Raw genomic sequence first — 261 nt, 5'->3', positions numbered from 1 at the left:
CGCACCGAGCTATTTTTAGTAGAAGGTGACTCGGCAGGTGGCTCGGCTAAGCAAGCGCGAGATCGTGAGTTTCAAGCAATAATGCCGCTGCGTGGTAAAATATTAAATACCTGGGAAGTTGATTCGGGGCAAATATTAGCATCGCAAGAGGTGCACGATATTTCGGTGGCATTAGGTATAGACCCAGATTCAGACGATTTAACAGCGCTGCGCTATAATAAAATATGTATATTAGCCGATGCTGACTCGGATGGGTTACAC

The 261-nt window shown here is 46.0% G+C and carries 1 protein-coding gene; it reads left to right on the top strand.

Annotation, left to right across the window (positions count from 1 at the left end):
* The coding region (locus AAEY62_RS23135) for a toprim domain-containing protein (protein ID WP_350636780.1) at positions 1–261 on the top strand (261 nt) is incomplete at both ends.

Origin of the sequence: Pseudoalteromonas sp. GW168-MNA-CIBAN-0100 (genome assembly GCF_040309225.1) — a bacterium.
Taxonomy (GTDB): Bacteria; Pseudomonadota; Gammaproteobacteria; order Enterobacterales; family Alteromonadaceae; genus Pseudoalteromonas; species Pseudoalteromonas arctica.
Note: the sequence above shows the minus strand (reverse complement) of the source record. Positions and strands in the feature narration are given on the sequence as shown.